Genomic DNA, 26,525 nt, shown 5'->3' with positions numbered 1-26,525 from the left:
CTTCGTGCAACTTTTGCACCTGTCTGCTGCGGTCCACCGGGCCGGCAATTGGCGTGGACCATGAAAAACGCCCGGGCGAACCGGGCGTCTCGTCACCGTTCAGGCGCTGTCGCGCCCGTCTGGCTAGCGGCTCAGGAGCAGCGCTCGGTACGGAAGGACGAGAAGCCCGACGCGTTGGGGTTGCTGCAAGCGAACGTGGTGTAGCGGGTGTCGCCGTCGATGAAGCGCTTCATCCAGGCCACGCCCTTCAGGCCCACGGTGGCATTGGCCGAGTTGAAGCAGAAGTGGTCACCCAGGGTCTTCTCCAGGTACTGCTTCGGGTTGCGGCTCATGCTGTTGTAGAAGGGCACGGCGTGCGAGGCGATGGGCGCCACGGCATCGCTCTGGCAGGCAAAGATCAGCGTGGGCACGGTCACCGACGAGAAGTTGGTCGAGCTGTTCCACGGGGCTTGCGGTGCGGCAGCCTTGATCGAGGGGCGGTTCTTCGCCGAGATCAGCGAGCCGCCACCGCCCATGGACCAACCCATCACACCGGTGCGGGTGCCATCGACCTTGTTGTAGAGGGGGCTGCTGCTGGTGTTGCCCAGCGAGACCACCTGGTCGATCGCGGCCAGCTGCTGGCGCGAGCGGCTGTCGGGCTGGTCATAGATCGTGTTGGTGTCGATGGTCACGACCACGAAGCCGTGCGAGGCCAGGCGCGGGCCCCACCAGTTGATGCTGCTCTGGTACGAGAGGTAGCCCGGAACGACGGCGATCACCCCGACCTTGGCACCAGCGTTGGTGGGGTAGTAGACCGTGCCTGCGCGGTAGCCGCTGGGGCGGCTGACGTTGAACTGGCTGGTCGAGAACGGGCCACGGCTGGCTTCGAGCGACGACTTGGTCGGGGCCGGGCCGATTTCGAGGGCGAAGGTGCCGGCCGAGAACAGGGCGGCGCCTGCCAGGACGGTGGCTTTGATAAGGCTGTGCAGTTTCATGATGTCTCCGTTGTAGGTATGTGAGTTGGCGTTTGCCCCTCGGGATCCGTTGATCAATCCGCAGGCGAACCTGCTGAAGCCATCGGTGCATTATTTTTGGCCGATCGTGCAAATAAAGGTGCGCTCGCTTTCCAGCTACGGTCAAGATCAAGCTGACGGCCCGGATTTGTGATACCGATGTCGAGTCCCGTCGAGATGCCCGGTTGCCGGGCTTGGCGGGGCGTCGATGCCCCCAAGCCGGGCCGTCGGGGGCGAGGTGACGCTATGCTGGCGGCTCCGGCCCGAGGCGGGTCTCGATGTTGAAGCGATCGCAAAATGACCAATCGTGCAGTATTTGTCGGTGCCGCGGCCATCGTGCTGGTGGGCTTGGCCGCGTGGTGGTGGTCCGGTGGTGAGACCTCTGAAGCGGTGGGCGACACCACCGGCGTGAGCGCCTCGGCGTCAAGCATGGCCGGTGGCGCACAGGCGGACGCGGCGGGCAGCGGGTCGGCGGCGCCGGTTCCGAACGCGTCGCGTGCGGTGACCGTGTCGGATTCCATGGGAGTGACGCTCGACGCCGCGCGCCTGTTCGAGCTGGGCTTTGCGGGAGGGCTCGTGGTGGACCGCAGCACGCTCTCCGCCATCGAGGCCGTGGCGAATTCGATGCCCGACCCGCCGTCCGAACAAGACTTGGCGCGACTCGAGCGCACGCTGCGCGAAGGCCTGCCGAAAGACGACGCCGAGAAGGCCCTCAAGCTCTTCCGTGACTACCGTGGCTACACCCACGACATTCGCCAGGAAATGCAGCCCAAGGGCATCCCCAACAACATCCAGGAGGCGCGCGCCTTCTTCGCCGAGATGGACGCCGTGCGCCGGCGCCATTTCGACGATGCCACGGCCAATGCCCTGTTCGGTCAGGACGACGCCTATGCGCGCCTGACCATGGAGGCGTCGTTCATCGAGCAGGACCCCAAGCTCTCGGCGCAGCAGAAAAAAGAGCAGATCGACGCGCTGCGCGCCCAATTGCCGCCTGACCAGCAATCGCTGATTCCCGACCCGTCGGCGTCGGCCTCTCAGTCGGGCTCTTGAGGCGGGAGTTCGCTCTCGGTGCCACGGATGAACATTCGCACCCGCTGCGGATCGCGGGCGAACGAAGGCGTCTTGCCGTACCAGCGCTGAAAGCTGCGCGAGAGCTGGGGCGAGTCGGTGAAGCCACTCGCGTAGGCCACATCGGTCAGTGAGCGAGGCGTGTACAGCAGGTCATGCAGGCGCCGCAGGCGCAGCCAGCCCTGGTAGTCGCGCGCCGACATACCCACCGTCGACGAGAACAGGCGCGACACGGCCTGTGGTGAGCGCCCCAGCAAGCGCGCCAGATCGTCGACTCCGAGGTGCGGGTTTTCGTCGAGCAGGCGGATCATCTGAAGCGCCGTGGCGTCGGGCGGTGGCGCCGGGGGAAGTTGCCGTTGGGCCTCGGCCACGGCCTGCTCGAACAGCGCTTCGGCGCGCGGAAACCCCAGTTCGCCCGTCAGCAGCAAGGTCAAGTCGCCGTCGAGTGCGTCGAAAGCATGCCGATCGAGCGCCATCACGCCGGCGCGTTGCACCGCGCTGAAGGTGTGGAACGAGGCGTGCGATGGCATCACGTTGAAACTGAGCAGCGGCACGCCGGCCGCCTGCAGCGTACGTGGAACCAGCGGCGGCACCAGCACGGCCGGCCCGATGACGGACTGGCCGTCGCGCAGGCCCAGGCTGAAGACGCTGTGGTCACAGCTGACCAGCAGCGTTGCCGAATGCCGAACGGTCGTGTCGCTCGACAAGTCCATGCCGGCGTAGATGAATCCCTGGTGGCCAAACACGTACGTGCAGTCGCGCTGGGCGGGCTGCGCGCCGGGATGCGATGTCTGTGCGCGACGTTGGAGCATGGCTTGCCTCCTGGGGCTGGGGTCGCATGATCGCCGCACGATCGTGCAACAACAATGATGGGAAGTGCTGAGGCCGTGTGCTGCGCTGCGGAAAACCCCTGAGGCGCTGCGGGTCGGGTGCGAGAATCCCGCATGACCTCCACGCCCGACACCGCGTCCCCGCACGCTCCCGTGAACTCGCTGACGATCACCCGCCCCGACGACTGGCACCTGCATGTGCGCGATGGCGCTGCCTTGGCCGCCGTACTGCCCCATTCAGCGCGCCAGTTCGCGCGCGCGATCGTCATGCCCAACCTGCGCCCGCCGGTGGTCACGGCCGAGCAGGCGTTGGCTTACCGCGACCGCATCCTGGCCGCACGGCCGGCGGGCAGTGATTTCCAGCCACTGATGACGCTGTACCTGACCGACCGCCTCGCGCCGGAAGAGATCGCCCGCGCCAAGGCGGCCGGGGTGACCGCCGTCAAGATGTACCCCGCCGGTGCCACCACCAACAGCGACGACGGCGTCACCGACATCCGCAAGACCTACCCCACGCTCGAGGCCATGCAACGCGCCGGCCTGCCGCTCCTGATGCACGGCGAGGTGACCGACCCGAGCATCGACCTCTTCGACCGCGAAGCAGTGTTCATCGACCGCGTGATGACGCCGCTGCGCCGCGACTTCCCCGAGCTGAAGGTGGTTTTCGAGCACCTCACCACCCGCGAGGGCGCGCAGTACGTGAGCGAGGCCGGCGCTTACACCGGCGCCACGCTCACGCCGCAGCACCTGCTCTACAACCGCAACGCCATCTTTCTCGGCGGGCTGCGCCCGCATTTCTATTGCCTGCCGGTGCTCAAGAGCGAGGAGCACCGCGTGGCGCTCGTGAAGGCCGCCACCTCGGGCAGCAACAGGTTCTTTCTGGGCACCGACAGCGCACCCCACGCAGCGCACCTGAAAGAGCACGCCATGGGCCACGCCGGCTGCTACACCGCGCTGAGCGCGCTCGAGTTGTATGCCGAGGTGTTCGAGGCTGCCGGTGCGCTCGACAAGTTCGAGGCGTTCGCGAGCTTCCACGGCGCCGACTTCTATGGCCTGCCGCGCAACACCGGCACCGTCACGCTGCGCAGGGAGCCGTGGACTCTGCCGGTGAGCGTGCCCCTCGGCGAGGCCGAACTCAAGCCACTGCGCGGTGGCGAAACACTCACCTGGAAGCTCGCATGACGAAAAAGCGCGTGATGATGCTGATCGACGCCGACAACGTCGCCACGGCGGTGATCGAGCACGCCCTGGCCCGGGTGCTGGCCGAGCACGGCGCCATCCACTTGCGGCGTGCCTACTGCACGGCCGAGACGGCGGTGGCGCACCAGAAGTTCTTCAAGACGCACGCGATCCGGCCGATCGTCAATCTCTCGAACGGCAAGAACGCGAACGACATTGCGCTGGCCATCGACGCGATGGACCTCGCTGTGAGCGAGCGGCCCGATGTGGCGGTGATCGTGTCGTCCGACTCCGACTTCGCGCCGCTCGTGATCCGCCTGCGCGAGAAGGGCTGCCGTGTCGACGGCATCGGCCAGCAGGGCAAGACGGGCGAAGAGGCGAAGCCCGTATACGACAGCTTCGTCGAGCTGTCGCACAAGCTGCCGCAGAAGCCCGCGCCGCGCGCGAGCGGCCAGCGCGGGGGGCAGCGGGCTGCACGCGTGGCCCCGCAGCCCGCGACTCAGCCGGCGCCTCAACTGGCACTTCAACTGGCACCTCAACCAGCGCCGCAAGAGCAGCCGGCGCCCGCCAAGAAGAGTTCGTCGCGCCGACGCCGGCCGGCCGCAGCGCAAGCGGCAGAGGCGCCGAGCGCCCCGCCGCCGAGCGCGCCGCCGGTGACTGCATCACCGGCCGAGCCGTCTGCCGACAAGCCCGCACGCCGATCTCGCCGGTCGCGCCGCTGACTCGCGGGCGATAATCCCGTCCGTGAAGCAAGCCAGACCGCCGCTGGTGCGATCTCGGAAACGAGGCACTGGAGGAAGGTCCGGACTGCGCAGGGCGGCGTAGCAGCTAACGGCTGTCCACCGTGAGGTGAGGATCAGAGCAACAGAAACGAATCACGGCGCCCGCAAGGGCGTGCGGTGAATGAAACGGGCAATCTCTACGCGCAGCAACACCAAATAGGCCAGCGTTGATGTGGCTCCGCGGAGCTGGCGGGTAGGTGGCATCGAGCCATGCAGCGATGCATGGCCCAGAGGAATGGCGGTCAGGCCTGGGCAACCAGGTTCACAGAATCCGGCCTATCGGCTCGCTTCACACTTTTATCTCAGTGCCCTTCGCTTTGTGGCGAAGGGGCTGTCTGGCATGCGCAGAGACTGTGCGGGGCTTCGATACCTCAGCCTGAGCGGTCTTCTCGCTTCGTCCTCTCTTCAAACACAAGCAATCCGCTCAGGCTGAGGGATCGAAGCCCAACTCCGTGCGGGAGCGCGCCTTGGGCCCCGTCCGAGCAAGAAGCGGTTGGCCCGATCCCCCATGTCAACGCCGGGATGATCGCGGCCCCTACACTCATCGCCTCCCATGAACCCCGACGCCCACACCCTCTGGCGCGCACCGCGCTGGGCCCTGGCCTTCCTGCTCGCGTGCCTGGGCATGCTCGGGCCGTTCTCGATCGACACCTACCTGCCGGCCTTCACCGGCATCGCGCAGTCGGTGGGCGCCACGCCGGTCGAGATGCAGCAGACGCTGTCTGCCTATCTCTTCGGCTTCGCGATCATGAATCTCTTCCATGGTGCGCTGTCGGACAGCTTCGGGCGTCGCCCCGTGGTGCTGTGGGGCATCGCGCTGTTCACGATAGCCTCGGCCGGTTGCGCGCTGGCCGATCACATCGGCACGCTGGTGTTCTGGCGCGCAGTGCAGGGCATGTCGGCCGGGGCGGGCATCGTGGTCTCGCGGGCGGTGATCCGCGACATGTTTCCACCTGCCGATGCGCAGCGCGTGATGTCGCAGGTGACGATCTACTTCGGCATCGCTCCGGCCATCGCGCCGATGGTGGGCGGCTTCCTGTTCGTGCACATCAACTGGCACGCGATCTTCTGGTTTCTCACCTCGGTCGGCGTGGCCTTGTGGATCGCCAACTACAGGCTGTTGCCCGAGACCCTGCACCACGAGCACAAGCAGCCCTTCAATGTGCGCCACCTGATGCGCGGCTATTGGGAGTTGGGCGGCAGCCCGCGCTTCCTGATGCTCGCACTGGCCAGCGGCATCCCGTTCAACGGGATGTTCCTCTACGTGCTGTCGGCGCCGGTGTTCCTGGGCGAACACCTGCACCTCGGGCCGGCGCAGTTCTTCTGGTTCTTCCTGCTCACCATCGGCGGCATCATGGGGGGCGCGTGGTTCTCGGGGCGCCTGGCCGGCAAGATCAAGCCGCATCACCAGATCCGCCATGGCTTCCTGATCATGCTGCTGATCGCGCTGCTCAACCTCGCGTTGAACCTGCTCTTCGAACCCAGCGCGTGGTGGGCCTTGTTCCCGATCGCGATCTTTGCCTTCGGCTGGGCGCTGATGGTGCCTGTAGTCACGCTCATGGTGCTCGATCTGGTGCCTGAGCGGCGCGGCATGGCGTCGAGCTTCCAGGCGTTCATCGGCAGCATGGCCAACGGCGTCGTGGCGGGCGTGATCGCGCCGCTCGTGATGCATTCCACGGTGGCGCTTGCTGCGGCCTCGCTCGCGATGCTGAGCATCGGCGTGGTGGCGTGGATCTGGGTCAAGCCGCGCGTGACCTAAAGACTGCGGCCACGCGGCCGATAACCGGCACAGACGCTCCGGCTTCGCGGAGTTGCGTTGCGGAGTGCCTTTCATCATGCGATCCCTGCCTCGGCCCCTCGTGGCTGCGCTGCTTGCCCTGGGCTTGTGTTCGACGGCACCGGTGCTGCTCGCGTCCGACATGGGCATCAAGACCTCGCCCGGCCGGCCGGCCCTCAACCGTGCCGCAGAGCCCGATGCCGAAGAGAACCTCGGCAAGCTGACCCGCAAGGGCGCGGCCGCGAAGGCGCCGTTGAATGCGGACGTCGACTCCGTCGACTCGCTGCGCGAGCGCCTGGCCGAGAAGCTGGGTGCCGCGAGGCGCGGCGAAGCGGCCGATGGCGGCGTGGTCCGCGTGGTCGCGCGCCCCGCGGCGCAGCAGGGGCCGGCCGGTGCGCCGATGGCACTCGCCCCGGGTGATGCGCCCGCGCCAGGAATACGCTGGAGCGAGCCGCAGCACGCGGGCCGCCCGATTGCGCAACCCGCCAAACCCCCGGCCAAGAAGTACCCCAGCGACTGGGCCTACCAGGGCGAAGGTGGGCCCGAGAACTGGGGGCAGATGAAGCCCGAGTTCGCGCTCTGCGGGCGCGGCCAGCGCCAGAGCCCGATCGACATCCGCGACCAGATCTCGGTGCAGCTCGACCCGGTGGAGTTCGAGTACCGGCCCAGCCGCTTCCGCGTGATCGACACCGGGCACACGGTGCAGGTGAATGTGGCGACGGGCAACAGCATTCAGGTGATGGGGCGGCACTACGTGCTGCAGCAGCTTCACTTTCATCGCCCGTCGGAGGTCCGCATCGACGGCCGCCAGTTCGACATGGATGTTCACCTCGTGCACAAGGACGCCGAAGGCCGCGTGGCTGTGGTGGCGGTGCCGCTGGAGCGTGGCGATGCGCAGCCGGTGGTGCAGCAGGTGTGGAACAACCTCCCGCTGGAGCAGGGCGAAGAACTGCCCGCCAAGCTGCCCATCGACCCCAGCGGCTTGCTGCCGGCCGAGCGCGGCTACTTCACGTACATGGGATCGATGACCACGCCGCCTTGCAGCGAAGGCGTGCTGTGGATGGTGATGCGCACGCCGGTGGCGATCTCGCCCGCGCAGATCGGCATCTTCTCGCGCCTGTACCCGATGAACGCGCGCCCTGTGCAGGCGGCGAGTGGCCGACTCATCAAGGGCTCGAACTGAGCGACCTGTTCTTCTCATGCTGCCCGCCATGCCCTCCGGCCGCCTGATGCGGCCTGCCCTCTCGACCTGGCTGTTTCTCTGCGCCATGGGCGCCATCGTGGCGGCCGTGCTGACCTGCACGCTGGTGATCGACCTCTTCGTGCGCGACGAGGCGCGCCAGCAGGCCACGCGCTTCCTTCAGACGAATGCCGACGCGTTGCGTGATGCGCTCGATCGCGGCATGGCGCAGCACTACGAAGAGATGCAGGTGATCGCCCAGCTCGATCAGATCGCCGCCAACTCCAGTTCCGACAACGGCGCGAACACCGCCGCCGCACGCCGCGCGCTCGAGCAGTTGCGCGCGAGCTTTCCGCAGTTCACCTGGCTCGGGCTGACCGACACGCAGGGCAAGGTGGTCGCGTCGGTCGATGGCCTGCTCGAAGGCGCGAATGTGTCGGCGCGGCCGTGGTTCGGCGGTGCGCAGCACGGCAGCTACGTGGGTGACGTGCACCGCGCGGTGCTGCTCGAAAAGCTGCTGCCCGCGCAGTCCGAGCCGTGGCGCTTCGTCGACATCGCTGTGCCGGTGCGGGGGCCGCAGGGCGAGATGCGCGGCGTGCTGGGCGCGCACCTGAGCTGGGCCTGGGCCGGCAAGATCAAGAGCGATCTCGTCGACCAGGCCATCGCGCGGCACCAGGCCGAGGCGCTGGTGCTCTCGGCCGATGGCACCGTGCTGTTGGGTGCGCCGGAGTTGCAGGGCAAGAAGCTGGCGGCGGTGGGGTCGGATCTGCTGGTGGTCGAATCGGCCACGCGCGGCGCGGGGCGCTACCCCGGCCTTGGATGGAAAGTGGTGCTGCGCCAGCCCCAGGCGGTGGCGATGGCGCCCTTCCATGCGCTGCAAAAGCGCACGCTCTTTGCTGCGGCAGCTTTGTGCGTTCTGCTCGCGCCCCTCGTGCGCCTGCTGGCGCGGCGCATCGCCGGCCCGCTGTGGGAGCTGACGCAGCGGCTCGAAGGCGACCAGCCCATGCCGCCCGAGCGCCGGCTGCTGTACCGCGAGGCCGAGCTCCTCACGGGTGCGCTGGCTCGCCATGCCCAGCGGCAGGAGGTCGACGCCAGCCGCCTGCGCGAACTCAACGCCACGTTGGAGGCGCGCGTCACCGAACGCACGGCGGCGCTGGCGCAGACCAACGAGGAGCTGGTGCGCGCCATCGAGGTGGCCGAGGCGGCACAGGAGCAACTCATCCTCACGGCCCGCACCGACTCGCTCACGGGCCTGCCGAACCGCCTGTCGTTCAACGAGAAGCTGGCCGAGGCACTCGCGCGCAGCCGCCGCAGCGGCCAGGCGCTGGGCCTGCTGTTCCTGGATGTCGACAAGTTCAAGCTCATCAACGACACCTTGGGGCACGCGGCGGGCGACCAGGTGCTCACGCAGTTCGCGCAGCGCCTGAAGGCCAGTGTGCGCGAGTCGGACACCGTGGCGCGCCTGGCGGGCGACGAGTTCGTCGTCATCCTCGAAGGCCTGCACACGCCGGCCGAGCCGCAGTTCGTGGCGCGCAAGATCATTGCGGCGGTGAACCGCAGCTTCGTGCTGCACGAAGGGCTGTGGGACGTCAGCACGAGCATCGGCATTGCGTTCCACGCGGATGGACAGGTGGCGCCGTCGGCGTTGTTGGCGGCGGCGGACAAGGCGCTGTATGAAGCGAAGGCGAGTGGGAGGAATACGTTCAGGTTGGCGGCGACTTGAGTGTTTGCTGTGTTGCTCAGCAGGCGTTGTTTACTGGCGTGAGGCCGAGCCGGGATGTGCGCCCGGCGGCGCAGTCACTTTCTTCTGCTTGCCCAGAAGAAAGTAACCAAAGAAGAGGGCACCCCGTTCGCCGGTCCGCCTAGGGCGGACTTCTCTGCGCTGCTCGGTCTTGGGGTGTCGCGCAGAACTCGCTACGCGCCGTGCCGGCGTTGCGCTCAGACAGCTGCGCGAAGCCAGATGTGGATGCGCGCTGCGCCCGCCACCCCAAGCCCTGCGCTGCTCGACGGCTCTCAGGGGCCCCCGAATGCGCTCGCCAGCGGCGCTGGCCTCGTGTCGGCGTGCGGGTGCTTGTGCGGGCGGGGCGCGCCGCGGAGAACAGCGCGCCCCGCGAACACACTCAGACCGCTCAGCCTGAACTTTCGACGGGCTCAGGACGGGAGGCCGCTTCGCGGATCGAAGGCCCACGCGGACCACGGCGCGCGACCCAACGCAGTGACGCGGTGCATGCAGGCCCCCGACGCTTGCCACTCCGCACCGCGCCCGTGCGCTGCCATCTCCTTCCTGCGCCGACTTTGTGCGGCTGCGCCTCCCGCTCGATCAGACACATCCCGCTGCCTGCGCCACGGTTGTCGCGTTCGCCTCGGCGCAGCCGCGTCTGCCGCTTGTGGGCCTCCACACCCTCAGCCACTTGGCACACGCATTGCTTGTATACAAGAAGGTGTTCAACTCGGCCTTCTCCCGGTGCATGCCCTCGGGCACGACTCCTGCGAAGGCTCATTCAATGGCTGCAAAGGCCCAAGGAGCGCGCAATGACGCAATCAGATTTCGCAGGACGTCGGGGGGTGTTGAAGAGCCTGGGCGCGGTGGGTACCACCGCCGCGCTGGGTGGCTTGAGCGGGTTGGTGCAGGGCCAGGCGCCCATCACGGTGGGGTTCATCTACGTGGGCCCGCGTGACGACTACGGCTACAACCAAGCGCATGCCGAGGCGGTGGCCGAGGTCAAGAAGATCGCCGGCATCAAGACGGTGGAAGAAGAAAACGTGCCCGAGACCACCGCGGTGCAAAAGACCATGCAGGGCATGATTTCGCAGGACGGCGCCACGCTGCTGTTCCCGACCTCGTTCGGTTACTTCGACCCGCACATGCTGGCGGTCGCGGCCAAGAACCCCAACGTCCGCTTCGCGCATTGCGGCGGCATGTGGACTGAAGGCAAGCACCCCAAGAACACAGGCAGCTTCTTCGGCTACATCGACGAGGGCCAGTACCTCAACGGCGTGATCGCCGGCCACATGAGCAAGAGCAAGAAGATCGGCTTCATCGCGGCCAAGCCGATCCCGCAGGTGCTGCGCAACATCAACGCCTTCACCATGGGCGCGCGCTCGGTCGACCCGAGCATCACCACCACGGTGATCTTCACCGGCGACTGGTCAATGCCGGTGAAAGAGGCCGAAGCTACCAACAGCCTGGCCGATCAGGGCGTGGACGTGTTCACGATGCATGTGGACGGCCCCAAGGTCATCGTCGAGACGGCAGCCAAGCGCGGCAAGTTCGTCTGCGGCTACCACGCGAGCCAGGCCAAGCTGGCGCCGAACGCCTACCTCACCGGCGCCGAGTGGAACTGGATCACCGCCTACAAGACCATCATTGACGCGGCGCGCAGCGGCAAGCCGCATCCGAACTTCGTGCGTGGCGGCTTGAAGGAAGGCTTCGTGAAGCCCTCGCCCTATGGCGGGATGGTCACGGCCGCGGCGAAGAAGAACGCCGACGAGGTGAAGGCTTCGATGATCGCCGGCAAGTTCGACATCTTCAAAGGCCCGCTCAAGGACAACACCGGCAAGGTGGTCGTGCCGGCCGGCACGGTGCACAAGCAGACCGACCTCGCGCTCGAAGGCATGAACTACCTGGTCGAAGGCGTGGTGGGCAAGGCAGGTTGATCGATCTTCTCTGGAGCAGGCTCGCATGGCGCTTTCCACCCGCACACAGGAGACGCTCGAATCCATCGCCTTGCCCGTGATGGCGATGGCCGGGGCGCTGCTGCTCTTTGGCGTGTTCATCTGGGCGGGTGGCAAGAACCCGGTCGAAGCCTGGGGGCTGCTCTTCAAGGGGGCCTTCGGCGACTGGTTCTCGTGGCAGAACTCCTTGCAGCGCGCGGCGCCGCTGATGCTCACGGCGCTGTGCGTGGCCATCCCGGCGCGGGCGGGGCTGGTGGTGATCGGGGGCGAGGGGGCGCTGGTGCTCGGTGGGCTCGCGTGCGCCGGCCTGCCGTACCTGTTTGTACCGCCGGAGAACGCTTTCGGCACGGCCTTGCTGTTGCTGGCCGCGGCTGCCACTGGGGCGGTGTGGATCGCGTTGGTCGGCGTGTTGCGACAGGTGCGCGGCGTGAACGAAACCATCAGCAGCCTGCTGCTGGCCTACACCGCGATCGCGCTGTTCAAGCACTTCGTCGAAGGCCCGATGCGTGATCCGTCGAGCCTCAACAAGCCTTCGACCCACACATTGGCGGAGGGCCTTCGCATTGGAGGCATCGCGGGCACGGACGTTCATTGGGGCCTCGCCTTCGGCGTGGTCGTGTGCGTGCTGCTCGGGCTGTGGCTCTTCTTCACCACCTCGGGCTTTGCCACGCGCATCGTGGGCGGCAATGCGCGGGCGGCGCTCCTCGTGGGTTTGCCCAGCCCGAAGATCATCGTGCTCTCGTGTGCAATCGGCGGCGCCTGTGCCGGCCTGGCAGGGGGGATCGAGGTGGCGGCGGTGCACACGAATGCCAATGCCTCGCTGATTGCCGGCTTGGGCTACACCGGCATCCTGGTGTCGTTCGTGGCGCGGCACAACCCGTGGGCGGTGATCCCGGTCGCCGTGCTGTTCGGCGGGTTCGGCGCCGCGGGCAGCTTGCTCCAGCGGCGCATGGATGTGCCGGATGCATCGGTGATGGTGCTGCAGGGCTTCGCGTTCCTGCTGATCCTCGCGAGCGAGGCATTGCGGGGCAAGCTCTTCGTGGCGCGGGCGCCGAAGCCTGCGGTGGCTGCGCCGGTGCTGCCGGCGGTGATCAAGGCGAACGTATGAGCAGCATGGACATCTTCCTCAACGTGCTCGTTGCCGTGCTGGGCGGCGCCATCCGTGTCGGCACCCCCTTCCTGATGGTGAGCCTTGGAGAATGCATCACCGAGAAGGCGGGCCGCATCAACCTCGGCCTCGAAGGCGTGCTGGTCTTCAGCGCGATGGCCGGGTTCGGCGGCGCCTACCTCACCGGCAACGTCTGGCTCGGCGTGCTGCTCGCCGGCGCAAGCGGCGCGCTGCTGGCGCTGCTGCACGGCCTCGTGTGCTCGCTACCGCGCGTGAACGACATCGCCACCGGCATCGCGCTGATGCTGCTCGGCAGCGGCTTGGCGTTCTACCTCGGCAAACCGCTGATCCAGCCGCAGGCGCCTCAGATTCCGTCGCTCAACCTCGGCGACTGGAGCAGCTCGGCGCAGATCAAGTCGGCGTTGCAGATCAACATGCTGTTCCCGATCGGCGTGCTGCTCGCGGGCCTGCTTGCCTGGGGATTCAAGGCCACGCGCTTCGGCCTGGTGCTGCGCATGGCGGGCGATTCGAGCGACGCCGCGCGCGCACTCGGCTACTCGGTCAACGGCATCCGCATCGCCGCCACCTGCGCGGGCGGCTTCATCGCCGGGCTCGGCGGCGCATCGCTCTCGCTCTACTACCCGGGTAGCTGGAATGAGGGCCTCTCCAGCGGACAGGGGCTGATCGCCGTGGCGCTGGTGATCTTCGCGCGGTGGAGCCCATGGCGCTGCCTGGGCGCGGCGCTGCTGTTCGGCGGCGCGGGTGCGCTCGGCCCGGCGCTGCAGTCCGTGGGCATCAGCAGCGGCTATTACCTCTTCAATGCCGTGCCCTACGTGCTCACGCTGGCGATCCTGATCTGGACCTGCTCGCCTACGCGCAGCCTCAAGGGTGCGCCGATGGAGCTGGGCGTCACACGCTAGGAGTTCGCCATGGCACAACGATTCATCGCCGCCGACCCATACCGCTGGCCCTTCGATGGGCAGCTCTCGCCGCAGAACACCGCGCTGGTCGTGATCGACATGCAGGTCGACTTCTGTGGCGAAGGGGGCTACGTGGACAAGATGGGCTACGACATCTCGCTCACACGCGCGCCGATCGAACCGTTGAAGAAGCTCTTTGGCGCGATGCGCGCGGCGGGCTACCCGATCATTCACACGCGCGAAGGCCACAAGCCCGATCTGTCCGACCTGCCGGCCAACAAGCGCTGGCGCTCGCGCCAGATCGGTACCCACGGCATCGGCATCGGCGACATGGGGCCATGCGGGCGCATCCTGACCATTGGCGAACCAGGCTGGGAAATCATCCCCGAGTTGGCTCCGCTGCAGGGTGAGCCGGTGATCGACAAGCCGGGGAAAGGGTCGTTCTATGCGACCAACTTTGACCTGGTGCTGCACACCCGAGGGATCCGCAACCTGATCCTCACTGGTATCACCACCGATGTGTGCGTGCACACGACGATGCGGGATGCGAATGATCGCGGGTACGAGTGTTTGATCCTGTCGGATTGCACGGCGGCAACTGACTACGGGAACCACCTGGCGGCGTTGAAGATGGTGACGATGCAGGGAGGGGTGTTTGGGGCGGTGTCGGATTCGAAGTCGGTGATCGAAGTGGTGTCGGCATGAGTTCGCTCGTCGCGCGTCGCAGCCCGCTCAGTGCGCTGGCGCCTCAGAGGCCGCTCAGTGTCTGCGCGCATCACATTCCGCTCAGTTTCTACGCGCATCACAGACCGCTCAGCCTGAGGTATCGAAGGCCCGCGCCTTTTGTGGCGCTTCGCGTGGTGTTTTCTTCGTACTTCGCGCGGGTGCGCCGGGAGTCCGCCCCGGCGGGCGGGTCACTTTCATTTGCTGGCCCAAATGAAAGTAACCAAAGCAAAGGGCCCGTCATTTGGCCGAACTGCGTGGCGGCAAGACGCGACTTGTCTTTGCCATGCCCGAGCGACTCGCCGAACACCTGCTGCGATTTCTTCCCCACTCGCCTCGCTGCGCATCGGCTCGACCGGGCTAGGGTTGATCGGGCGCGAGCGCAGCGACGCGCCGTGCCGGGTGGCCCTTCGGACGAGCTGAGCAGCGCAGGGCTTGGTGGGCGCGCGCGCAGCGCGCATCCACAACTGACTTGGGGCAGATGTTTGAGCGCAGTCGCCGCAGGCGACGGAGCGAGTTTCTGCCCCGTCCACCAAGACCGAGCAGCGCAAGGCAGCCCTCGCGCAGCGAGGGCCGAGGAGGCAGGGTCGCTTTGGTGTGCGCGTAACTTGGCTTTGCCAAGTGAGCGCACCCCCGCTTCGCGACCTTTGCCCCCTTTCTTTGTCGACACAAAGAAAGGGGGTCGGCCGCCGGGCCGAAACCCCGGCGCGGCCTCACGCAGTGAACAAGCCATGCGAAGAGCGGCACGAGCCTTCGATACCTCAGGCCGAGCGGACTGTGGTGCGCGTACAGGCCGAGCGGTCTGTGGTGCGCGTACAGGCCAAGTGGACTGTGGTGCACGCACAGGCCAAGCGGTCTGCGACGCGCCAGCGAAAGGAACAAGGACATGACCGCCCCCCTCGACCCCGTCCCCCGCCCCACCGGCGCGCTCGCGCTCGACACCTTCGAGCTCACCAAACGCTTCGGCGCCTTCACCGCCATGGACAAGGTCTCCCTCAAGGTGAGACCCGGCACCGTCCACGCCTTGCTCGGTGAAAACGGTGCAGGCAAGAGCACGCTCGTGAAATGCGTTGTCGGCTACCAGAAGGCGGAAGAGGGCGCGGTGCTGCTCGACGGCCGCGAGCACGACATCGCCACGCCGGTGATCGCGCGCGACCTGGGCATCGGCATGGTCTACCAGCATTTCACCGTGGTGCCCGGCATGACGGTGGCCGAAAACCTGCTGCTCGCGCGCGGCCACTTGCCGGCGGTGATCGACTGGAAAAAAGAGCGCGCCGCGCTGGCCGAGTTCATGAAGACCACGCCCTTCAAACTCGACCTCGACGCCACGCCCATGGAGCTTTCTGCCGGGCAGAAGCAGAAACTCGAGATCCTCAAGCAGCTGCTGCTCAAGCCGCGCCTGCTGATCCTGGACGAGCCCACCTCGGTGCTCACGCCGCAGGAGGCCGACGAGGTGCTGGGCCTGCTGCGCGACCGCGCGCACGCGGGCGAGTGCAGCATCATCCTCATCACCCACAAGTTCCGCGAGGTGACAGCCTATGCCGACGACGTGAGCGTGCTGCGCAAGGGTCGGCTCGTGGCGGCGCACCGTGTCGACGAGACGACGCCGCAGCAGCTGGCGGCCGAGATGGTGGGCGGCGAAGGTGAATCGAAGCGCGAGTTCGCGGCTCCGCAGCGCGAAGAGCGCGAACGCGGTGCGCCTCGCCTCACCGTGACCTCGCTCACCGTCGATGGCGACCGCGGACAGATTGCCGTCGATGGCCTGAGCGTGAGCGTGCACGCCGGCGAGATCGTCGGCGTGGCGGGCGTCTCCGGCAACGGGCAGCGCGAGTTCGCCGAGGCACTTGTCGGGCAGCGCCGCCGTGTCTCGGGCGAGGTGAAGGTGGGCTACAACGGCTCGGCCGAGCTCTTTACGGGCACGCGCTCGCAGAACCGCCGCCTCAAGGTGCGCAGCCTGCCCGAGGAGCCGCTGCGCAATGCCTGCGTGGGCGACATGAGCGTCTCGGACAACATCGGCCTGCGCGCCTTCGATGTCGCGCCGGCCGCCCGCCTGGGCTGGCTGCGCGGGGGCGCCTTGCGTGAACGTGCGCGCAGGCTGATCACCGAGTTCGGCGTCAAGACACGCGGTGAGTCGGCGCAGATCCGCTCGCTTTCGGGCGGCAACGTGCAGCGCGCGGTGCTGGCACGCGAGCTGAGCGACGACGCCGATGTGCTGATCGTCAGCAACCCCGTCTTCGGGCTCGATTTCGCCGCGGTGGCGGAGATTCACCAACGCCTGATGGACGTGCGCAATCGCGGCGGTGCGGTGCTGCTCATCAGCGAAGACCTCGACGAGCTCCTCGCGCTCTCGGATCGAATCGCGGTGATGAGTGGTGGCAAGGTGGTGCACGAGACGGATGCGCGCCAAGCCGATCGCAACCGTCTCGGCGCTTTCATGGGCGGGAGTGCACATTGATCACCGTCGCCGCCCAACCGAGCGCCTTCAGCTTCGACCCCGCGCGCACGGCGCTGGTGATGATCGACATGCAGCGCGATTTCATCGAGCCTGGCGGCTTTGGCGCCACGCTCGGCAATGACGTGTCGCTGCTCGCGCCGGTGGTGCCTGCCGCAGCCTCGCTCATCGCCTGGTGCCGCGCGAACGGCGTGCTGGTGATCCACACGCAGGAATGCCATGCCGCCGACCTGTCGGATTGCCCGCCCGCCAAGCGGCTGCGCGGCAAGCCCAGTTTGCGCATCGGTGACCCGGGGCCGATGGGGCGCATCCTCATCCACGGCGAGCCGGGCGCGGGCTTCGTGCCCGCACTGTTGCCGCAGGCGGGCGACCTCGTCATCGCCAAGCCCGGCAAGGGCGCCTTCTACGGCACCCAGCTCGGCGAGGTGCTGAAGGCGCGTGGCATCACCCACCTGATCTTCGGCGGGGTGACGACCGAGGTCTGCGTGCAGACCACCATGCGCGAAGCCAATGACCGCGGCTACGAGTGCCTGATCGTCGAAGAGGCGACGGGCTCGTACTTCCCCGAGTTCAAGGAATCTGCGCTGGCGATGATCCGCGCGCAGGGCGGTATCGTGGGCTGGACGGCCCGTCTCGCCGACATCGCAGTTGATGTAGCCACGGGTTGACCCCGGTGTGCAGGTTTCACGGGCCCCTCGTCTGGGTGACGCAGGGTGGCTGATGCCGTGGGAACATCCTCCTTCCAACGATTTTGAAATCGACGAGGGAGGGTGGATGAACAACAGCTTCAACAAGAACACGGGCGCGAGCACCAGCACGCGACAGCGCTCGAACGGCGGGCTCGAACTCGGCGCCTCGGTGCGTCGCGCGGGTCTCGGCCTGGCCTTGGCCGCCGGCCTGGCGGCATGCGGTGGTGGCGGCAGCGACTCGGGCAGCGGAAGCCGCCCCATCGCCGGCACGGGTGGTCGCAACCTGGCGCCGTCTTCAACGCTTGCGCAGCATTGCGCGGCGCCGCGTGCGACCGACACGCCCGGCACCGTTGCGGACGAGAACCGCTGGGTCCAGGCCTGGCATGACGAAACCTACCTTTGGTATCGCGAGGTGGTCGACCGCGGGCCGACCGCATTCAGCGACCCGGTGAGCTACTTCGAGTCGCTGCGCACGCCGGCCACGACCGCGAGCGGCAATGACAAGGACCGATTCCACTTCGTGTACGACACGCCCACCTGGGTCGCGGTCTCGCAGCGCGGTGAGAGCTACGGCTACGGCTTCTCGATCTCGCTGATCTCCAGCACGCCGCCGCGTCAGGCCGTGGTGGCGTACACCGACCCGGGCACGCCCGCTGCGGCCAACAACATCGGGCGCGGGGCGCAGATTCTCGCGGTCGATGGCGTGGACGTGGCCAACGACAACAGCGACGCCGGCATCGCCACGCTGAACGCCGGTCTTTTCCCGACGCGGGCGGGCACGCACACCTTGCGCATCCTCGACCTGAACGCGAGCGTGCCCCGTAACGTGACGCTCACCGCAGGCACCGTGGTGTCGACACCCGTGCCGAACGTTCGCACGTTGCCCGCACCGAACCAGTCGGTGGGCTACCTGCTGTTCAACGAGCACATCGCCACCGCCGAGGCGCAGCTCATCGCGGCCATCAACCAGTTGCGCACAGCGAACGTGAGCGACCTGGTGCTCGACCTGCGCTACAACGGCGGCGGCTACCTCGACATCGCGGCCGAACTCGCCTACATGATTGCGGGCCCCTCACGCACGGCCGGCAAGACGTTCGAGATGTTGCAGTTCAATGACAAGAACCCGTTCGGCCTGACGCTCGCGCAGCGCAGCACGCCCTTCCACAGCACTGCACAAGGCTTCTCGGCGAGTGACGGGCAGGCGCTGCCGACCCTGAACCTCGGTCGTGTCTATGTGCTCGCGGGGGCCGACACCTGCTCTGCCAGCGAGGCCATCGTCAACGGCCTGCGCGGTGCCGGGGTGAACGTGGTGCTGATCGGTGACACGACCTGCGGCAAGCCTTACGGCTTCTTTGCGCAAGACAACTGCAACGTCACCTACTTCACCATCCAGTTCGAGGGTGTCAACCACCTCGGGCAGGGCGGCTACTCCGATGGCCTGGCGCCGACGTGTACGGTCAGCGACGACTTCAGCCGCTCGCTGGGTGACCCGGCCGAACTGCGCCTGGCCGTGGCGCTCGGCCACCGCCAGACCGGCACCTGCACGGCCGGCAGCGGGCGTGCCCAGCCGCTTGCGGCCCACGCGGGCCAGCCTGCGGGCCGACTGGTGCGCAGCCCCTTGCGCGAGAACCGCTTCTACCGCAGCCGCTGAGAGCGGGGGCCGACCGGCCCCCGATTCCCCCGCGCGGCACGGCATGCCACTTGCCGGTTGATGCGGGGGCTAGGATGATGCCCCCATCTCGGTAGCTCCTGGGGCATGCATGAAGCCATGGCAGTTCGCACTGTGCGCGTTCACTTCGGTCGGCCTGCAGGCGGCTGCGCTGGCCGCGCCCCTGGTCTACCCTGATTCACCGCGTCGCGCGGTCGAAGACACCTACCACGGCACCGCCGTCACCGAAGACTACCGGTGGCTGGAGCAGACCGATTCGAAAGAGGTTGCGGCCTGGGTGGCCGAACAGAACGCGCTGACCCGCAAGGTGCTCGACGGGCTGCCGCAGCGCGCCGCCATCAAGGCCGAGCTGCTGGCCATGGTGGGCTCGGGCAATGCCTCGCGCTACGCATTCGAGTACGCCGGGGGCAAGCTGTTCGCAATGAAGCGGCAGCCGCCCAAGAGCCAGCCGATGCTGGTGGTGCTCGATGGGCCGACCGACATCGCCAGCGAACGCCTGGTGCTCGACCCGGCGGTGGTCGACGCCAGCGGCAAGACCACCATCGACTGGTTCAAGCCCTCGCGCGACGGCAAGCTCGTGGCGGTCTCGCTCTCCAAGAACGGCAGCGAAGACGGCACCCTGTACGTCTACAACACCGAGACCGGCCAGCCGCTGCCCGACGTGGTGCCCCGCGTGCAGTACCCGACTGGCGGCGGCAGCGTGGCCTGGGCGACCGATGGCGAAGGCTTTTTCTACACCCGCTATCCGCAGGGCAAGGAGCGGCCGCCAGCCGACGCCAACTTCTATCAGCAGGTGTACTTTCACAAACTGGGCAAGCCAGCGCGCGATGACCGCTACGTGATCGGCAAGGAGTTCCCGCGCATCGCCGAGATCGCCCTGCAAGCCAGCGAAGACGGTCGTCACCTGCTGGCCGATGTGGCCAACGGCGACGGTGGCGAGCACGGCTATTACCTGCGCAGCAACTCCGGGCCGTGGCGGCGCATCGCCAACTACGCCGATGGCTTCCGGCGCGTGGAGTTCGGCCGCGACGGCAAGCTCTACGCCGTGGCCACGAAGGGCTCGCCGCGCGGGCGCATCGTGGCGATGAAGCTCGGCGACTCGACCACCAGCCTCGTCAACGCACCCACCGTGGTGCCCGAGTCGCAAGCGGTGATCGAAGACCTGATGCCCACCGACACGCGGCTGTACGTCGAGGTGCTGGTTGGCGGCCCGAGCGAGCTGCGCAGCTACACGCTCGATGGCAAGCCCATCGGCCCGGTGAGCGCGCAGCCGGTGGCGAGCGTGAACTTCGGGGCGCGCCTGGAGGGCGACACCATCGTCTTCGGCAGCCAGAGCTATGTGCGCGCGTTCAGCTGGTACACCTACGACGGCGCCGACAAGGCCGCCGCGCCGGTGCAGACGGCGCTGTCCGACCCGCCTGCGTTCGCGGTGGACGGTGGACTGCCGGGGGCCGAAGTCTTGCGCGAGATGGCCACCTCGAAAGACGGCACCCGCGTGCCGGTGAGCATCGTGCGCAACAAGGGCACCGTGCTCGACGGCACCAACCCCGTGCTGCTCACGGCCTACGGCGGCTACGGCCTGTCGATCCGCCCGCGCTTCTCGCGCAACATCGTCGCCTGGCTGCGCCATGGTGGCGTGTACGCGGTGGCCAATGTGCGCGGCGGCGGCGAGTTCGGCAAAGAGTGGCACCTCGGCGGCAACCTCACCAACAAGCAGAAGGTGTTCGACGACTTCATTGCCAGCGCCGAGATGATGATCGCGCGCAAATACACCCGCTCCGACCGCCTCGCGATCGAGGGCGGCAGCAACGGAGGGTTGCTGATGGGTGCGGCGATGGTGCAGCGGCCCGACCTGTTCCGCGCCGTCAGCACGGCCGTCGGCATCTACGACATGCTGCGCGTGGAGCTCACGCCCAACGGCGCGTTCAACGTCACGGAGTTCGGCACCGTGAAAGACCGCGAGCAGTTCATGGCCCTGCTGGCCTACTCGCCCTACCACCACGTCGAGAACGGCCGGCCTTACCCCGCAGTGTTGTTCACCACCGGCGAGCACGACGGCCGCGTCGAGCCCTGGATGTCCTACAAGATGGCCGCGCGCCTGCAGGCGGCCTACCCGAACGGGCGGCCGGTGCTGCTGCGGGTGTCGTCCGACACTGGGCATGGCATCGGCAGTTCGCTGTCGAGCGAGATCGACGAGCACGCCGACCGGCTCGCCTTTCTGTTCGATCAGCTCGGCATGAAATAAGGATCGCAGCAGGTGGCCAAGCGATCCCACGCCGCCGCCTGGGCCAAGAGCTTCCAGCGCAGCTACGCCGCGTTCGCCCGCCAGGGCATGAAGGCCGGCGCGCGCGCCGTGAAGCAGGCCACCAAGATGAGCGCCGCCAAGGCGCAGCCGCCTCGCGGTGACGGCGACTGGATCGCCGGCGTGGCCGTCGGCCTGCAGGGCATGCGGCGATTTCGGCTCTATCGACCGCCCGGGGTGCGCTTTGGTGAGCAGCTTCCACTGATGGTGATGCTGCACGGCTGCGGTCAAGACGCCAAGAGCTTTGCCCAGAGCACGCGCATGAACCGTGTGGCGGCGCGCGAGCGGTTTCTGGTGCTCTACCCGGAGCAAGACCGGCTGGCCAATGCGCACGGCTGCTGGAACTGGTTCGATACCCGCTCCGGCCGAGCCTTCAGCGAAGCGGCGCTCATCATGAATGCGATCGACCAGTCCTGCCTGCTCTACGGCGTGGACCGCACGCGCATTGCTGTCGTCGGGCTGTCGGCCGGCGCGAGCATGGCGGCGCTCCTGGTCACGCGCCACCCCGAGCGCTTCAAGGCGGTGGTGATGCATTCGGGTATCCCGCCCGGCTCGGCGCATTCGAGCGTGACCGCCGTGAGCGCCATGCAGGGCCGAAGGCGCACACCGGCGATGGTGCACGCGCAGACCTCGCGCGACCCAACGGCCGCCGCCTGGCCGCCGCTGATGGTGATCCACGGGGGCGTCGATCATGTCGTGGCGGCCAGCAACGGCCAGGCGGCTGCGCAGATCTGGGCGCATGCGGCCGGCGCGCTGCCATCGCCCGGTCGCAGCGTGCAGCGCGGCAAGCGATACGGCATGACGGTGACCGAATTCAAGCGCCGCGGTAGCGCGGTGGCCACGCTGGTCGAGGTCGACCGCCTGGGCCACGCGTGGAGCGGAGGTGCGGCCCGCCAGCCCTACAGCGACGTTCTTGGCCCCGATGCCTCGCGCATGGCGTGGACGTTCGCGGCCCGGCAGTTCAAGGTGTAAGCCCCGTGTGCGCAGGCGCAAGCGCGGGCGATTAGAGAGCGACAGCACGTCAACAGCAAGACCAGGTGACCCGATGACCAAGCAGACGCATGAGCAGGCCAACCACTATCGCAACGCACGCAGCGTGGGCGAACTCACCGAGAAGAACATTCGCGCCATCGTGGAACTCGAACGCACGGCGCGCTCCAACGAGAGCCGCATGCAACGCATGGCCAATGCGGTGGCAACCTTCTGCGGCACCTTGCCCTTCATGTGGGCGCACGTGCTGTGGTTCTCCGGCTGGGTGCTCTACAACACCGTCGGCCCGCTGCCCCACATCGACCCGTACCCCTTCACCTTCCTCACGCTGCTGGTGTCGCTGGAGGCGATCTTCCTGTCCACGTTCATCCTCATCAGCCAGAACGAAGAGACCCGCCTCACCGAGCGCCGCAATGCGCTCGACCTGCAGATCAACCTGCTGACCGAGCAGGAGAACACCAAGCTGCTGCGCATGGTGAGCAAGATCGCGGCACACCTGGGAATCGCCGACGACGACCCCAGCGCTGCCGTGCTGGCGCAGGCCACGCGGCCCGAAAAGCTCGCGGCGCAGATCGATCGAATCAGCGGGGAGGCGCAGTAGGCGTCAGAGAGAAGCAGAAGCGCCGCCGAGGGGCACAATCACGCCTTTCGAGACAGGAGCGCCCACCCGATGAGCCCTCACATCCTGCACACCCTCACCGACGCGCGCAGCGCGCTCGACGCCCTGATTGCCAATGAAGCTGCTTTGCGCGCCATCGACGCGGCCGGCCAGTTGCTGGCCGATGTGTTCACGCGTGAAGGCCGGGCCTTCAGCTGCGGCAACGGCGGCTCGATGTGCGACGCGATGCACTTTGCCGAAGAGCTGTCGGGCCGTTACCGACTGAACCGCCCCGCGCTGGCCGCCGCCTCCATCAGCGACCCTTCTCACCTGAGTTGCGTGGGCAACGACTACGGCTACGAGCATGTGTTCTCGCGCTATATCGAGGGCCACGGCCGCAGCGGCGACGTGCTGCTGGGCATCAGCACCAGTGGCACCAGCGGCAATGTGGTGGCCGCGGCCAAGGCGGCGCGGCAAAAGGGCATGAAGGTCATCGCGCTCACCGGCAAGCCCGGCGCGACGCTCGGTGGTCTGGCCGACATCGAGATCTGCACGCCGGGCGGCAAGTTCGCCGACCGCGTGCAGGAGCTGCACATCAAGGTGATCCACATCCTGATCGAATCGGTGGAGCGGCGGCTGTTCCCCGAGAACTACGCGCAAGGCTGAGGGAAGGTACTCAGCAGGTGCCCTGGGGCACTGACGCAGCGCCTTGCAGGCGCCAAGCGCGCGGCGTCAAGCCGAAGCTGCGCCGGAAGGCCCGGGCGAACGAGGATTCGTCGCGGTACCCGAGCAGGCGCCCGATGTCGGCGATTTCCAGCGGCGTGCCGCGGAGGTAGTCACCGGCCAGCGTCATGCGGACCTCCAGCTGCACAGCAGTAAACGAGGTGCCCTCTGCAGAGAGGCGGCGCTCCAGCGTACGCTCGCTCAGGCCGAGGCCTTGCGCGGCCTCGCTCAGATCGAGCTTGCGATTGGGGCGCTGCAGCAGCATTCGCCTGACGCTGGCCGTCGTGCCCCCTCCGGTGCGCATCTTGGCGAGCAGTGCCTCGCATTGCTCGACGCACACCTGGTGCGCCTCGGAATGCGGATAACGCATCGGCTGATCAAGCTGCTCGCGTCGAACAAATACTCTGGAGCGTGGCTGATCAAAGCGCACGGGGCACCCGAATACCTCACGATAGAGTTCACCCAGCAGCGGGTCGGGGTAGGCGCATTCGACCCTTTCGAAGCGGCTGCCCACGAGCCAGCGCCATGTGCCCGCCCAGCCGGCGAGCTCGCGTTCCATGCCGAATGTCCGCGCGAGCGGGCCCAGGAAGGGCGGGTCGCCCTCGATCAGGGCGATCTCGACCAGTCCACCATCGACCTCCTCCACGCTGACACCGAAAGGCGGGCGCAGCAGGGCCGTGAATCGCATGCGTTCGGCCATGGCCTCTCGCACAGTGTCGGATGACAAAACCACGTAGCCGACCAGGCCCGAGTCCAGCACGTTCGTGAGGCCGGCGCAGACGAGGCCGAGCCCGTGATGCGGATGGGTGGCCAGGACGTGGTCCAACCAGCCGACTGCTGCGCGCAGGTTGATGGCGGTGTCGACCCGCATCGCCAGCGGGATCTTGAAGGCGGCCAGTGTCGGGCGTACATCGACGCCCCGCACGCGAAAGGCTTCGACCACCTTCAGCACCTGCGTGCCGGGGACCGTCTCCCAGACCTCCGGATAGAAGCGCATCGAGATTGACATGACCGGATTCCCTGGTTCCTTCGCGTGTCATGAAGCGTCGGGGCAGGATGTTAGCCCTGCAAACGCTGCTGTGGTGACAGATGAAGCGAGGGGTGAAGGCAGCTTCCGCCACGCACCCCGCCAAGGTGGCGGATCGGGCCGATCGAGGCCTCAGAGGGCTCGACAAAGCTCCGCTATGCGGCACTTTTGCATGCTGCGGGGCCAGGTGGCTGCCGATACTTTTGGTGAACGGCGCGCGAGATCTGTACTTGGTCGGCGCCATGCACCATCGAAAGCCCACCATGAAATTCTTGAATGACCTGAGCCTCGCGCTCCGCCTGAAACTCGGATTCGGAGTCACCGTGTTCCTGCTGCTGATCGTGGCCGCAACCAGTGGCGAGAAGCTCCACGAAGCCGGCGACACCGTGAAGCTGCTGCTCGACGACCGCTACGCCAAGGTCAAGCTGATTGGCAATGTGCAGGACGCCGTCAACCAGCAGGCGCGCTCCGCGCGCAATGTGCTGATCTTCGAGAAGCCGGCCGATCGCGAGGCGGAGCTGAAGACCGTGGAACAGGCCCGCGACGAGATCTCGGCCATCTACGACAAGCTCGACCCGATGCTCGCATCAGAGAAAGGCAAGCAACTGTTCGCCGAACTCCAGGCCAAACGGGCGCCGTACTCCCAGGCCGTCGCCGAGTTTTCGAGGGAGGCCCGCGCCGCGCAGATCGACGAGGCTCGCAAGCGGCTTCTTCAGGAGGTGCGGCCGCGCCAGCTCGAGTACATGCAGACGTTGTCCGAGTTCACGGCGTATCAGGAGTCGCTGATGGCTCAGTCGGGGCGGGACCTTGAGCAGGGCATCGCGCAAAGCAAGCGCTGGATCGTGATCGCGACGGTCCTTGCCGTGGCGATTGCCGTGTTCGCTGCCGTGACGGTCACGCGCTCGATCACACAGCCCATCGAGCAGGCGGTTCGCGCGCTCGAACGCGTCGCCACGGGAGACTTGACGGTCGAGACCGGCGTGCGCCGCGGTGACGAACTGGGCAAGTTGATCGCTGCGCTCGAAGCCACGGTGAAGTCGCTGCGAAGCGTGGTCGGCGAGGTTCGCGGCGGTGTCGATGCCGTGTCAACGGCGTCGACGCAGATATCTCAAGGCAACGCCGACCTCTCCAGTCGCACGGAAGAGCAGGCATCCAGCCTGCAGCAGACGGCGGCCAGCATGGAACAGCTGGTTGGTACCGTCCAGTCGAGCGCCGACAACGCGCAGGTCGCCAGCCAACTGGCCCTGAGCGCAAGCCGGGCCGCGGAGCGGGGCGGCGAGGTGGTGCACCGCGTCGTGGCGACGATGCAGGAGATCCAGGCGTCGAGCGCGCGCATCGCGGACATCATCGGCGTCATCGACGGCATCGCCTTCCAGACCAACATCCTCGCCCTCAACGCCGCCGTGGAGGCGGCGCGCGCGGGCGAGCAGGGTCGCGGTTTCGCGGTTGTGGCGGCCGAGGTGCGCAGCCTCGCGCAGCGAAGCGCCGAAGCGGCCAAGGAGGTCAAGCAGCTGATCACGCAGTCGGCCGAGAACGTGGCCGTGGGCGCCGATCTTGTCGGTGACGCGGGCTCGGCCATGGACGGCATCGTGGATCAGGTCAGGCGCGTGAGCCAGTTGATCGACGAGGTCTCGGCGCACACGCAGGAGCAGAGGATGGGCATCGAGCAGGTGAACATTGCCATGGCCACCCTCGACACGACCACGCAACAGAACGCGGCCCTGGTCGAAGAGAGCGCGGCAGCGTCCGAGAGCCTCAGCCAGCAGGCCGGTCGCCTGGCCGAAGCGGTCTCTGTGTTTCGCACCGGCCAGGAGCATTTGCAATGAGCGGGTGGCCGATCA

At 67.4% G+C, this 26,525-nt stretch carries 21 protein-coding genes and 1 other RNA gene; 19 read left to right on the top strand and 3 right to left on the bottom strand.

Features of this window, described 5'->3' with window-relative positions:
- Positions 1-131: 131 nt before the first annotated feature.
- Entirely contained in the window at positions 132-974 is an 843-nt protein-coding gene (locus AC1KAR_RS05885) for a poly(ethylene terephthalate) hydrolase family protein (RefSeq protein WP_480315472.1), read from the bottom strand.
- A gap of 315 nt (positions 975-1,289) precedes the next feature.
- Here AC1KAR_RS05885 and AC1KAR_RS05880 point away from each other — a divergent pair, with 315 nt between their 5' ends.
- A complete protein-coding gene (locus tag AC1KAR_RS05880; RefSeq protein WP_480315470.1) occupies positions 1,290-2,042 on the top strand; it encodes a lipase secretion chaperone in 753 nt (250 codons plus the stop codon).
- Here the strand turns inward: AC1KAR_RS05880 and AC1KAR_RS05875 are convergent.
- Positions 2,027-2,872, bottom strand: a complete 846-nt coding sequence (locus AC1KAR_RS05875) for a helix-turn-helix domain-containing protein (RefSeq protein WP_480315468.1) — start codon at positions 2,870-2,872, stop codon at positions 2,027-2,029. The two genes, AC1KAR_RS05880 and AC1KAR_RS05875, sit on opposite strands and share 16 nt — an antisense overlap.
- Before the next feature lie 132 nt (positions 2,873-3,004).
- Here AC1KAR_RS05875 and pyrC point away from each other — a divergent pair, with 132 nt between their 5' ends.
- The 17 genes from pyrC (at position 3,005) to gmhA (ending at position 23,600) form a co-directional block, all read left to right on the top strand.
- On the top strand, positions 3,005-4,072 hold the full coding sequence (gene pyrC, locus AC1KAR_RS05870) for a dihydroorotase (RefSeq protein WP_480315466.1): 1,068 nt from the start codon (positions 3,005-3,007) through the stop codon (positions 4,070-4,072).
- Positions 4,069-4,791, top strand: coding sequence for an NYN domain-containing protein (locus AC1KAR_RS05865; RefSeq protein WP_480315464.1), 723 nt, complete (start codon positions 4,069-4,071; stop codon positions 4,789-4,791). Before pyrC ends, AC1KAR_RS05865 begins: the two co-directional genes overlap by 4 nt.
- A 24-nt stretch (positions 4,792-4,815) precedes the next feature.
- Positions 4,816-5,146, top strand: an RNA gene (gene rnpB, locus AC1KAR_RS05860) — RNase P RNA component class A.
- Between the two features lie 258 nt (positions 5,147-5,404).
- Positions 5,405-6,610: a multidrug effflux MFS transporter gene (locus AC1KAR_RS05855; RefSeq protein ID WP_480315462.1), complete on the top strand. Its 1,206-nt coding sequence runs from the start codon at positions 5,405-5,407 to the stop codon at positions 6,608-6,610.
- 76 nt (positions 6,611-6,686) lie between these two features.
- The gene (locus tag AC1KAR_RS05850) at positions 6,687-7,811 is read left to right on the top strand and encodes a carbonic anhydrase (RefSeq protein ID WP_480315460.1); all 1,125 of its coding nucleotides are present in this window, start codon (positions 6,687-6,689) and stop codon (positions 7,809-7,811) included.
- A 28-nt stretch (positions 7,812-7,839) separates the two neighbouring features.
- Complete coding sequence (locus tag AC1KAR_RS05845; RefSeq protein ID WP_480315458.1) at positions 7,840-9,531, top strand: sensor domain-containing diguanylate cyclase; 1,692 nt, start codon at positions 7,840-7,842, stop codon at positions 9,529-9,531.
- Positions 9,532-10,340: 809 nt separating this feature from the next.
- Positions 10,341-11,465, top strand: coding sequence for a BMP family ABC transporter substrate-binding protein (locus AC1KAR_RS05840; RefSeq protein WP_480315456.1), 1,125 nt, complete (start codon positions 10,341-10,343; stop codon positions 11,463-11,465).
- A 25-nt stretch (positions 11,466-11,490) separates the two neighbouring features.
- Positions 11,491-12,591, top strand: coding sequence for an ABC transporter permease (locus AC1KAR_RS05835; RefSeq protein WP_480315454.1), 1,101 nt, complete (start codon positions 11,491-11,493; stop codon positions 12,589-12,591).
- A 5-nt stretch (positions 12,592-12,596) separates the two neighbouring features.
- Positions 12,597-13,511: an ABC transporter permease gene (locus tag AC1KAR_RS05830; RefSeq protein ID WP_480317771.1), complete on the top strand. Its 915-nt coding sequence runs from the start codon at positions 12,597-12,599 to the stop codon at positions 13,509-13,511.
- 9 nt (positions 13,512-13,520) lie between these two features.
- Positions 13,521-14,216, top strand: coding sequence for a biuret amidohydrolase (gene biuH, locus AC1KAR_RS05825; RefSeq protein ID WP_480315452.1), 696 nt, complete (start codon positions 13,521-13,523; stop codon positions 14,214-14,216).
- 904 nt (positions 14,217-15,120) lie between these two features.
- A complete protein-coding gene (locus tag AC1KAR_RS05820; RefSeq protein WP_480315450.1) occupies positions 15,121-16,689 on the top strand; it encodes an ABC transporter ATP-binding protein in 1,569 nt (522 codons plus the stop codon).
- Entirely contained in the window at positions 16,689-17,354 is a 666-nt protein-coding gene (locus AC1KAR_RS05815; RefSeq protein ID WP_480317769.1) for a cysteine hydrolase family protein, read from the top strand. The genes AC1KAR_RS05820 and AC1KAR_RS05815 overlap by 1 nt, the downstream gene beginning before the upstream one ends.
- Positions 17,355-17,460: 106 nt before the next feature.
- The gene (locus AC1KAR_RS05810) at positions 17,461-19,026 is read left to right on the top strand and encodes a S41 family peptidase (protein WP_480315448.1); all 1,566 of its coding nucleotides are present in this window, start codon (positions 17,461-17,463) and stop codon (positions 19,024-19,026) included.
- Between the two features lie 109 nt (positions 19,027-19,135).
- The gene (locus tag AC1KAR_RS05805) at positions 19,136-21,289 is read left to right on the top strand and encodes a prolyl oligopeptidase family serine peptidase (RefSeq protein ID WP_480315446.1); all 2,154 of its coding nucleotides are present in this window, start codon (positions 19,136-19,138) and stop codon (positions 21,287-21,289) included.
- 12 nt (positions 21,290-21,301) lie between these two features.
- Positions 21,302-22,318, top strand: coding sequence for an extracellular catalytic domain type 1 short-chain-length polyhydroxyalkanoate depolymerase (locus AC1KAR_RS05800; protein WP_480315444.1), 1,017 nt, complete (start codon positions 21,302-21,304; stop codon positions 22,316-22,318).
- 73 nt (positions 22,319-22,391) lie between these two features.
- Positions 22,392-22,937 (top strand): DUF1003 domain-containing protein, encoded by a 546-nt coding sequence (locus tag AC1KAR_RS05795; RefSeq protein ID WP_480315442.1) that lies wholly within the window; start codon positions 22,392-22,394, stop codon positions 22,935-22,937.
- 69 nt (positions 22,938-23,006) lie between these two features.
- Entirely contained in the window at positions 23,007-23,600 is a 594-nt protein-coding gene (gmhA, locus tag AC1KAR_RS05790; protein ID WP_480315440.1) for a D-sedoheptulose 7-phosphate isomerase, read from the top strand.
- A 10-nt stretch (positions 23,601-23,610) separates the two neighbouring features.
- Here gmhA and AC1KAR_RS05785 read toward each other — a convergent pair whose 3' ends face one another.
- Positions 23,611-24,609: a helix-turn-helix domain-containing protein gene (locus AC1KAR_RS05785; protein WP_480315438.1), complete on the bottom strand. Its 999-nt coding sequence runs from the start codon at positions 24,607-24,609 to the stop codon at positions 23,611-23,613.
- Between the two features lie 338 nt (positions 24,610-24,947).
- Between AC1KAR_RS05785 and AC1KAR_RS05780 the strand changes: the two genes are divergently transcribed.
- Positions 24,948-26,510, top strand: coding sequence for a methyl-accepting chemotaxis protein (locus AC1KAR_RS05780; RefSeq protein WP_480315436.1), 1,563 nt, complete (start codon positions 24,948-24,950; stop codon positions 26,508-26,510).
- The last annotated feature ends 15 nt before the right edge of the window (positions 26,511-26,525 follow it).

The sequence above is a fragment of the Piscinibacter sp. PDB1-1 genome, from assembly GCF_056675995.1.
Note: the sequence above shows the minus strand (reverse complement) of the source record. Positions and strands in the feature narration are given on the sequence as shown.